Origin of the sequence: Aeromonas sp. 603607 (genome assembly GCF_049171595.1) — a bacterium.
Lineage (GTDB): Bacteria > Pseudomonadota > Gammaproteobacteria > Enterobacterales > Aeromonadaceae > Aeromonas > Aeromonas veronii.
In genome coordinates this window covers 123,318-132,655 of the sequence record NZ_JAAKOV010000016.1, presented here as the reverse complement: position 1 = coordinate 132,655, position 9,338 = coordinate 123,318, and the positions used below count along the sequence as shown (strand labels likewise).

General features: G+C 61.2%; 6 protein-coding genes. 2 read left to right on the top strand and 4 right to left on the bottom strand.

What is annotated here, in order from left to right; translation table 11 throughout:
* A partial coding sequence (locus G5315_RS15690; RefSeq protein WP_421333340.1) for a hypothetical protein occupies positions 1 to 186 on the bottom strand: 186 nt, incomplete at its 3' end.
* Between the two features lie 643 nt (positions 187 to 829).
* Between G5315_RS15690 and G5315_RS15685 the strand changes: the two genes are divergently transcribed.
* Entirely contained in the window at positions 830 to 1,207 is a 378-nt protein-coding gene (locus G5315_RS15685; protein WP_162517401.1) for a hypothetical protein, read from the top strand.
* 373 nt (positions 1,208 to 1,580) lie between these two features.
* Here the strand turns inward: G5315_RS15685 and G5315_RS15680 are convergent, their stop codons facing one another.
* The 3 genes from G5315_RS15680 to G5315_RS15670 form a co-directional block, all read right to left on the bottom strand.
* Positions 1,581 to 2,105, bottom strand: coding sequence for a protein disulfide oxidoreductase (locus tag G5315_RS15680; RefSeq protein ID WP_421221393.1), 525 nt, complete (start codon positions 2,103 to 2,105; stop codon positions 1,581 to 1,583).
* 142 nt (positions 2,106 to 2,247) lie between these two features.
* Positions 2,248 to 4,290: a protein-disulfide reductase DsbD family protein gene (locus G5315_RS15675; RefSeq protein ID WP_421333337.1), complete on the bottom strand. Its 2,043-nt coding sequence runs from the start codon at positions 4,288 to 4,290 to the stop codon at positions 2,248 to 2,250.
* A 50-nt stretch (positions 4,291 to 4,340) separates the two neighbouring features.
* Positions 4,341 to 4,727 (bottom strand): hypothetical protein, encoded by a 387-nt coding sequence (locus G5315_RS15670; protein WP_216953215.1) that lies wholly within the window; start codon positions 4,725 to 4,727, stop codon positions 4,341 to 4,343.
* A gap of 615 nt (positions 4,728 to 5,342) precedes the next feature.
* Between G5315_RS15670 and G5315_RS15665 the strand changes: the two genes are divergently transcribed.
* Positions 5,343 to 9,206 (top strand): DEAD/DEAH box helicase, encoded by a 3,864-nt coding sequence (locus G5315_RS15665; protein ID WP_421171786.1) that lies wholly within the window; start codon positions 5,343 to 5,345, stop codon positions 9,204 to 9,206.
* Positions 9,207 to 9,338 lie beyond the last annotated feature (132 nt).

Sequence of the window (9,338 nt, the reverse complement as noted above, 5' to 3'; positions counted from 1 at the left end):
TTCTGGTTTATCTTCTGGTTTATCTTCTGGTTTATCTTCTGGTTTATCTTCTGGTTTATCTTCTGGTTTATCTTCTGGTTTATCTTCTGTATCTATGTCAACTTCCACACGTTTCTTCTCGGGCTCAGGGTTCCCTTGTGATTTCATCTCATGTTCTTTCACTGACACTACCTCTGGTTTTTCCATATTTCACTCGTGATATATAAGGCTTTATCAATCGGTTTCTAAATTAACTATTTAAAAGAATTAAATCTAATATTGGGGATTGCACTTTGTCATTTCAGTGTTTGAAATGTACTGAGTCTGGGATGTACGAAGTCTGGAACATCCACCTTTCTGAGCAAGGCGTAACGCTACCAAAACCCACGCTACCGCCCGTGGATTACAGCTTTCAAAATGCTCCATTAACCAGCGGGGCAGCAGCCCATCGCAGATGAATAGGCACCGGATGGCTATGTTAAGCCAATCGAATCTGGTCTCACCAGTCAGAAAGTGACGTAAGTGTCAGTAATGACTGATTTTTTGCGCTAGCTCAATAAAAGGGTGTGACCTGAGGCAGGATTCCCATGACCCTTGATTCTATTGGGGTTGGCGGATGTGGCGAGAAAGTAGGGGGCGGGCTTGCCGCTGAGGAAGGGCTGGCGGGGGCAATCCGGCTCCGGCAATCGGCGCTATAGTGCGGGCGGTGGTTGCTCTGTGCTCCGCTCCCAAGCTGGCGAGGCGGGGGATCTGCGGCAACAATCAGCTGTTGCAATCACAGCCATTTGCAACACATCGTCATGCAAATATGACCATGCAAACACATCACCAGAGAGAGAGGAGATCTCCCATGAAGCGTACCATCCTGTTCGGCCTGCTCTGCGGCAGCGTGCTGCTGGCCAATCCGGTCTTTGCCAACGACACTGCCCAGTTGCAGTGCGAGGCGCAGGCCGCGGCCAAAAAGCTTAACGGCGCCGCCAAGACCAGCTTTGTCGGCAAGTGTGTGAAAGATGCCGCTGGCGCCGCGACCGGCGAGTGCGAGAAGGCAGCGGCTGACAAGAAGCTGGCCGGTGCGGCCAAGAACAGCTTTATCCAGAAGTGCGTGAAGACGGGCGCGGCGATGGATCCGGCGGCCAAGTGCGAGAAGGCAGCGGCCGACAAGAAGCTGGCTGGCGCGGCCAAGAACAGCTTTGTCCAGAAGTGCGTGAAGGATAGTGCCGCCAAGTAAGGCATTTTCTCATCCGGTGTGTTTGTGGGGGGCCATCAGGCCCCCGTGCTTTTTATGCGTAGTGAACGCCGTGAAGCCCAAGCGTTGTCGGGAACATTAAACTCGGTTGCTGATCTTCTATGACCGGGCTCCCTATCTGGTTTTGGACATATTATCTCCCGCTTGCTGGGCTTTGCCTTGTTCAGCGTCAACCCATGAATGGTATCCATCACGGTTCACCGCCCACGCGATCGCCGATGGATTACCACTTCCGATTTGAGCCATTAACCCGCGAGGGGGCCACCCATCACTGATAAATAGGCATCGGATGGCTGGCGATAAGCCCCTCTTCAGCGGGAAGAGGGGCCGCAATAGTGCTCCCAGGCGGGCCGAGTTAGCCGAGGCTGGCCCAGGCCAACCGCAGTTTCAGTCCCGGGCCCGAGCTCCAGCCAGTGGTGGAGCTCACCACTTTACCCTGCTTGATGATGAGGAAGCTGGGGGTGACGCTCACCTGCCAGCGGGCGGCAAGGTCGCCATGCTCATCATTGTGGGTCGGGAAGGTCAGCCCCTTCCTGGCCATCCCCTGCTGCAACCTGGCTTGGTCGCCGGAGCGCAGCGCCACTGTCAGCACGTTTTCGCCGTCTCGCCATAGCTGCTCCACTGTCGGTGTGGTAACACGGCAGACTGCGCACCAGCTGGCCCAGTAATAGATCAGCAGTGGTCTGTCCCGACTCATTGTCTGCAGGTCGGCCAGAGTGCCATCTTGCAGCAGCAGTTGAGGCAGCGGGCTTTCCTCTGGCAGCGCCGGACTGCGCCAGACGTCCAGCGCTGTCGAGATAATCACCGCCAACAGCAGCAGCCAGAGGGCCTCCTTGCTCCAGCGGCGCAGACTGAGGATCCGGGATGATGTTGCTGTCATGATTGCCCCTTGATGACCAGTGCGTTTTTGACGTTGCCCCCGAGCGCTATATGAGGGAGATCAGCCGATTGCCGATAATTTCCCCCTTGCGCTGCGGGTATGCCCCGCTCTCCCGGCAGGGTCTGTATGAGCAGGATATATCTCATCTTGTTTCTCCTTGAACAGGGGCGTTCGCAGCGTGCTCCAGAGTGGCCAGCAGAGTTGCACGGTCCAGCAGGGGAGAGAGGATCTCGCCACCCGGTAGCCCGGGGCCATAGATTTGGTTGAAAGGAATGGCCACACTGCCGCGTTGGCGCAAGAAGCCGGCGATGCTGTCGGAGGGGCGGCTCCAATCCCCGCGCAAGGCCACCACATCGGGGGCACTCAGGGCTCGTTGCACATCATCGCGCAGCAGCACGTTGAATTTGTTGGCTTTGCAGGTGATGCACCAGTCGGCGGTCACATCGACGAAGACCCGCTTGTGTTGTGCTAGGGCGTCCTGGATGGCCTGCTCCGAGAGTGGCTGCCAGTTGACGGTATCCTGTGGTGGTTTGCCCTCCATGGTGAAGGCGCCGCCGAGCAGCAGGGCTGCGGCCAGCAAGCAGCCCAGCGCCAGCCCCAGGGTTACACCGCGAATACCGTGGCGCCATACGACCGCCAGCAGCAGGGCTGCCAGTATCAGAGTCATCAGGATCACCACCCCGTTATGGCCGATATGGTTGCCAAGCAGGCTGAGCAGCCAGAAGCTGGAGCCCAGCATCATCAGGCCGAGCAGGATGCGCAGGCGCCCCATCCAGCGTCCCGGTTTTGGCAGCCAGAGCGCGAGACGGGGCAGGGCGGCGATGAGCAGCCATGGCAGGCTCATGCCAATCCCCAGTGCGGTAAAGACAAGCCAGAGTTGACCGGATGGTGCCCCGAGCGCAAAGGCGACTGCGGTACCAAGGAAAGGAGCGGAGCAGGGGGTTGCAAGCAGAGTGGCAAAGCAGCCCTGCAGAAAGTGACCGGCCATGCCGTTGCCACCCGCGGTTGCCAGGCGGGTGTTGACATTGCTGGATAACCTGATCTCGAACAGCCCCAGCAGGTTGGCACAGAACAGCAAGGTCACCACGACCATGAAGCCGATAAACCAAACGCTCTGGAACTGGATACCCCAGCCGACGGCCCCCTGGGTGGCGCGCAGCAGGGTGCTCATCAGTGCCAGCGCCCAAAAGGAGACCAGGATACCTGCGCTTGCCGCTAGGAACTGCAAGCGAACCGGGCGGCGCTCACGGGTCTCCAACTGCAGTACTGATCCCAGCTTGAGGGCCAGCACCGGCAACACACAGGGCATCAGGTTGAGAATAAGCCCCCCAAGCAGTGCAGCCCCCAGGATCCAGCGCAGCGAGTGGCCACCAGCGGGTAGTGGCAGGGGATCACCTATAGTGACCTGGCTCTGCCAGGCTTCGTCACCGTTGACCAGTACCACGCCCAGTTGCTGATGACGGATATCTGGTGCATCCCCTTGCCAGCCATCGCTGACCGGAATGTGGGCAATCAGGGTATTGCCCTGCACCTCCAGGCTGGGCTCGCCAAACTCGACCCCCTCCAGCTGCTGGAGGAAAATCTGCGGAGCCCGCCACCCCTCTTGCTGCTTAGCGCTCAGCTGTAGCCGGTTTTGCTGGTAGCCGGCCTGGAGGTTGACGCTCTTGGGCATGGCTTGTGGCAGCTTGCTCATCGCCTGTGCATAGGCAAGGTCGAATCCGTCCGGTGCCGTACCATCCAGAGCAAGGGCAAAAGGGTAGTCGGTCAGGATGCAGACGTTACTGCAGGTTGAAAGGCGTAACGTGCCGGTCAGCGCCTTGCGGTTGCCATGGCCAAGGCTGATGGGAAAGGTTACGGCCTGCTGATACCCCTGGGTCGACATGCCGCTGACCGCGAATCGCTCTGGCACTGGCCAGTGCCATTGTTGAGTGAGTTTGGGATCATCCCAGAGAATTTCAGGGGCAATTCCCCCTTCACCCGGGTTTTGCCAATAGGTTTTCCAGCCGGACTCGAGTGCCAGACTGAGGAGCACCCGGGGCTGTGCCGGATCCCGGCTATCTGCTTGCAGCCGGATTTGTGCGTGATCATTGCGGGGGCTGGTGAGCCAGCCGGTATCGCTGGCCAATCCGATGGATTGCCACAGCAGGCTGCCCAGCAAGAGGGCAGTCTTGAAGATGTTTGACATGGTGTTGTCTCTTGAAAATGAAAGTCAGGGTGGTTTAAGCCGCGACTGACTCATTCTCGCCAGACACAAAGGGTGAGATGAAGCCGCCGTTCTGGCGGAGAGATATTTCTGGGTGGGGGGAGGGGGGGCGAGCAACGGGACAGTGGTGCCAGCAGGGCGATCAGGAATGCGATGGCAAAGAAGAGCTGTTCGGCGCATTGCACGCTGGCGGCACTGAGCCACTTGCCGTTGAGCTGGCAACTGCCGGGTTGCGGCGTTGCTGCGCGGCCATCCTCATCGACATCGACATCGATGGCGGAGGATGGGACGGTCAGCATATGGCAGCCAGCGGCTATCTCCAGCTGAGCCAGCCTGGTCAGCGGCTGGAGTGCACAATTGAGCAGCAGAATGCAGACCAGCAGCAGGAGTCTTGTCGCCACGCGTTGTCGCAAAATCATGTTGCTCCTGCCCTCTTGGAATGGGGCACATCCTATCGATCAAGGACAGCCCGGGCAAGCCGGTCGGATGAAGCCCCGTTTCTTGCAACCGGTGAGTCGCCACGTTTGCCCTCGTAGCTGGCCGAGTACCGAGCGTGCTGGCCAGATCAGTCTGCCAATGCTCCGGACAAGGGGGGAGTCGTTCAGCTGCCAATCGCCGATAATGCCCCGCGCATTCCGGCGGTCAGGGCCAACAGCCCCCTCGAGCCCTGAATGGAAATGGGTATATGGGATCCATGCCGCGACGAGGAAGGCCGGGTTGGAGATGGTTCATTTGGTGCAAGATCATCTCTTTAGGTCGTCAAAAATTGAAACCGTTTTCAGAAATCCTTTTCAATTGTGATCCGCTTCAAAGCTTTTTAATACGTCAACCTCTAGCATTGGCCCCACGAATTAGGGGCTAGCGCTCCCGATTTTCCCGCTGTGGGAGGTAACCGGATGATCCGGCTATTTCCTTCGTTACTTTCGACGGTCATCACGGATGGCCGTTTTTTTTTGAGTTATTTCACGGTAAAGGGTCGAGTGGGCGGCGCTTTACCGTTAAAATTCCGCTTTTGCATCTGCCCGTGAGTTTTGATGTCTGCCTCCACCCTCTCTTCGGATAGTTATCTCCTGCTCAGTGCCTTGCAACTGCAGCGTGTTGCCAGTACCCGTCTGTTACAAGAGACGCTCGGCGCGGGCCATGAGCTCGCCGGCCACCTGACCCGGCTGCACGATGCCGGCCTGATCAGATTGCGCGGGGAGCAGCAGTGGAGCCTGACTGCCGAAGGGACGCTGGCGCTGATCCTGGGGGTGCGGGCCGGTGTGTGCGCTGACCCTGACTGGAGCAGGGTCTCCTCGGTGACCGGCCAGGAGCTGGTTCACGGGCTGGTGCGCGAATTGTGTCGGGGCAAGGCGGGGGAGATCCCGGCCTTTTTCTCTCCCGGCGATCTGCTCACCCTGCTCGATACCCCCGATGCCCATCAGTTGCTGGCGGGCTCCAGCCCTGCCTGGCAGCAAATGTTGCTGGAGCACTTCTCGCTGCAACTCTTGCTTGATGCCCCCTATGAAGAGCGCTGGCCGCTGGCCAATGCGCTGGTGCGCTGCGCCCCCGAGGTGCAGGCCCGGGCCAAAGCGTTCGAGGCGGAGTGGCGCTGGCTTTGCGGGGATGGCGAGAGCACATCGCCAACCGGCGAGGACAAGGATGCCGCCCCCGGCTGGCCAGCCCTGCAGGCGTTGGCCCAGCAGAGCCAGAGCGGCCCGCTTGGCGAGCGACTGCTCACCGCGCTGGGCCAGTGGCAGGCAACCGATGAGGGTGAGGCGGGCCAGTGGCCCCGTTCGTTCAGCGCCCTGCTCTGGCTTGGCTGGTTACAGCAGGCCGATCCCGTCATCGCCAGCGAACAGCGCAAGAAGTGGCAGCGCAGTCTGACTGGCCAGTTCCCCCTGCTTGCCGACTTGCTCAGCCAGTGGGCGGGCGATCGCCACGGTCAGGCGGTCGGCCTGTTCGATACCCTGCAGCTGCCGGTGGAGGAGCTCCACTGGGGCTATCTCTGGCTCGATCTCTGTGCGCTGGCCCGTCACGGTGCCCAGAGCCCGCAGGTGGCCATGTTGCACAAGTGGGATCTCTCCCACCTGCTCGATGCCGAACCCCATCATCGGCTGATGGCGTTTTGTCAGGATCTGCTGCGCCTGCTGCTGGGAGAGGGAGCCAAAGGGGCGCCACTTGGCCAACTGCGCAACAGCGAGGCCGAAGACGAAGAGTCAGAAGAGGACGCCGGCGAGGAGAAGGGGGCCGCCTCCGCCAGCTGGCTCAACTGGCTGCAGGGGTTGGGACGCTCCAGTGGCGTACGCAAGCCGCAAGAGCGGCTGGTCTGGCTGCTCCATGCCGAGGGCCCCGAGCTGGAGTGCAAGATCCAGAAGCTGAGTACCAAGGGGGAGTGGACCGCCGGTCGCCGGGTCGATCCGGCCCTGCTCTCTACCCAGTATGCGGCGCTGCTCGACGAGCACGACTGGGCACTGGTTCGCACCCTGCCGCGGGTGATGGGACGCTTGCCCCGGGATGTCTGGGCGCCGCTGGCCGATCACCCCCGTTTGTTCAACGCCAAGGGGCAGAAGCTGCAACTGGCCATCAGCGCCCCCCTGCTGCAGGTGGTGGCCACCGAACAGGGGATGAGCGCGCAGCTCTGCCCCGATGCGGCCGCCCGCGGGGCCCATATCATGCCGCTGGCGCAGGATCTGTGGCAGCTGATCCTCACCCCGCAGCCGCTGCTCGACCGCTTGCCAGCGCTCGAATCCATCCCGCTGCTGCCCGCCGAGGGGCTGGCCGAGCTGCAACGCACCCTGGACGCCATTCCCGAGCTGCCCTGGCACAGCCAGGTTGCGGGGCTTAGCGGCAACGCCGAACTGGCTCCCTGGCCGGGCATTCCTTCGGTGCAACTGGATTGGCAGGATGGTCAGCTGTCGGTCAAGCTGGTGACCCGCTTTGAGGATCTGCCGCCCCAGCCCCTTGGCAAGGGGGAGGCGATCGTGCGGCAGGGGATCAAGGCGTATCACTACTGGCAGCGGGATCTCGCGGCCGAGAAGGGGCAGGCCCAGCAGCTGCGCAATCAATTGCCCATCGGCCTGCCCGGCAGCGAGTGGCTGCTGCAGGGGGAACAGGCGCTGGCGCTGGTCAATGCCCTGCCCGAGCTGGTGGATGCCGGCGTGGTCATTCACTGGCATCAGGACAGCGCTCGCCTCAAGAGCCTGGATGAAGCGGCTCTGAGCCTGCGCATCGAGCGGCGGCAGGACTGGTTCCAGGTCGAAGGGGCGCTGGCCCTCGATGAGCACCAGATCCTCGACCTGCGCCTTATTCTGCGCCAGATGACCCCGGGGCAGCGCACCGTTCAGCTCGACGAGAAGACCAGTCTGATGCTGAGCGACAAGCTGGTGGAACGACTCACCATGCTGGGGGCCATGCTCGATGAAGAGCAGCGGATCAACAACAAGCTGGCCTATCCGCTCACTCGTCTGCTCTCGGTGATTACCACCGAAGGGGATGCAGCGTGGCAATCCCTGCAGCAGGAGTGGCAGCAGCAGGTCGATTGCCCGGACGAGCTGCTTACCTCCCTGCGGGACTATCAGAAAGAGGGGGTGCGCTGGATGGCGACCCTGGCCCATCACGGTTTTGGTGCCTGTCTGGCCGATGACATGGGTCTGGGCAAGACACTGCAGGCGCTTATCGTGCTGCGGATGCGCCAGCACCTTGGCCCTGCGCTGGTGGTGGTGCCCAAGTCAGTGGTCACCAACTGGCAGGAGGAGGTGACCCGTTTCGCCCCCGAACTGGATGTGGTGGTGTTCGAGAATCCGGCCGAGCGGGAGGGGATCATTCGCGAGGCCAAGGCCGGTCAGGTGATCCTCATCAACTACGGCATGCTCGGCAGCCTGGCAGAGGCGCTCAAGTCCCGCCGCTGGTCGAGCATGGTGCTCGATGAGGCGCAGCAGATCAAAAACGCCGGTACTCAGCGCGCCAAGCTGTTGTTCCAGCTCGACGGCGATTTTCGCCTCGCCCTCTCCGGCACCCCCATCGAGAACCATCTGGGGGAGCTATGGAGCCTCTTCACCTTTATCAACCCGGGGCTGCTCGGCAGCCTTGGCGAGTTCAAGCGTCGCTTTGGCAAGGCGGTCAAGGATCCCCAGCACATGGCGCTGCTGCGTGCGGTGATTAGCCCCTTTATCCTGCGTCGTCTCAAGCAGCAGGTGCTGACCGAGCTGCCGGACAAGACCGAGATCATCCACCACATCAGCCTCTCCCCCGAAGAGCGCCAGCTCTACGAGGCGACCCGGCGGGAAGTGGTGCAGCAGGTGCAAAGCGCCGATGGCCGCGCCCTGATGCATGTGCTGAGTGGCCTGACCCGGCTGCGCCGTCTCTGCTGCTCACCGGAGCTGGTGATGCCCGAGTGGTCGCAAACCAGCAGCAAGCTGGACGAGGCGATGGCATTGCTGGAGGAGGCGATCGACGGTGGTCATCGGGTGCTGGTGTTCAGCCAGTTTGTCGATCTGCTGAGCCTGTTGCGTGCCCGCATCGAGCAAAAGTCCTGGGACTACTGCTATCTGGATGGGGGCTGCTCTGCCAAGTCCCGTCAGGACTCCATCCTGCGTTTTCGCCATGAGGAGGTGCCGCTGTTCCTCATCAGCCTCAAGGCAGGGGGGACCGGCCTCAACCTCACCCAGGCCGATACCGTGCTGCACCTCGATCCCTGGTGGAACCCGGCGGTGGAAGATCAGGCGAGCGATCGGGCGCACCGCATGGGCCAGACCCAGCCGGTGACCGTTTACCGGCTGGTGTGCGAGCAGACGGTGGAGGAGAAGATTGTCGCCCTGCACGACGAGAAGCGGGCGCTGGCCGATGGGTTGTTGAGCGGCCAGTCCGAGGTGCGCGGGCTGGATGTGGAGAGCCTGCGGGCCCTGCTGATGGGCTGATTGGCGACGCCGCCTGACATACCGTCTATCGATATAGAAAAGGGGAGAACATCCAGAGATGTTCTCCCTTTTCTCGTTTGGGATTCAGATGCGGGATACTCGTTTATCGCGGCAAGGCGGCGCAGTTATCCC

Excerpts from the sequence above, each read along its gene's own strand:
- G5315_RS15675 (WP_421333337.1), bottom strand. The coding sequence starts at position 4,290 with ATGTCAAACATCTTCAAGACTGCCCTCTTGCTGGGCAGCCTGCTGTGG.
- G5315_RS15685 (WP_162517401.1), top strand. The coding sequence starts at position 830 with ATGAAGCGTACCATCCTGTTCGGCCTGCTCTGCGGCAGCGTGCTGCTG.
- G5315_RS15680 (WP_421221393.1), bottom strand. The coding sequence starts at position 2,105 with ATGACAGCAACATCATCCCGGATCCTCAGTCTGCGCCGCTGGAGCAAG.
- G5315_RS15665 (WP_421171786.1), top strand. The coding sequence starts at position 5,343 with ATGTCTGCCTCCACCCTCTCTTCGGATAGTTATCTCCTGCTCAGTGCC.
- G5315_RS15670 (WP_216953215.1), bottom strand. The coding sequence starts at position 4,727 with ATGATTTTGCGACAACGCGTGGCGACAAGACTCCTGCTGCTGGTCTGC.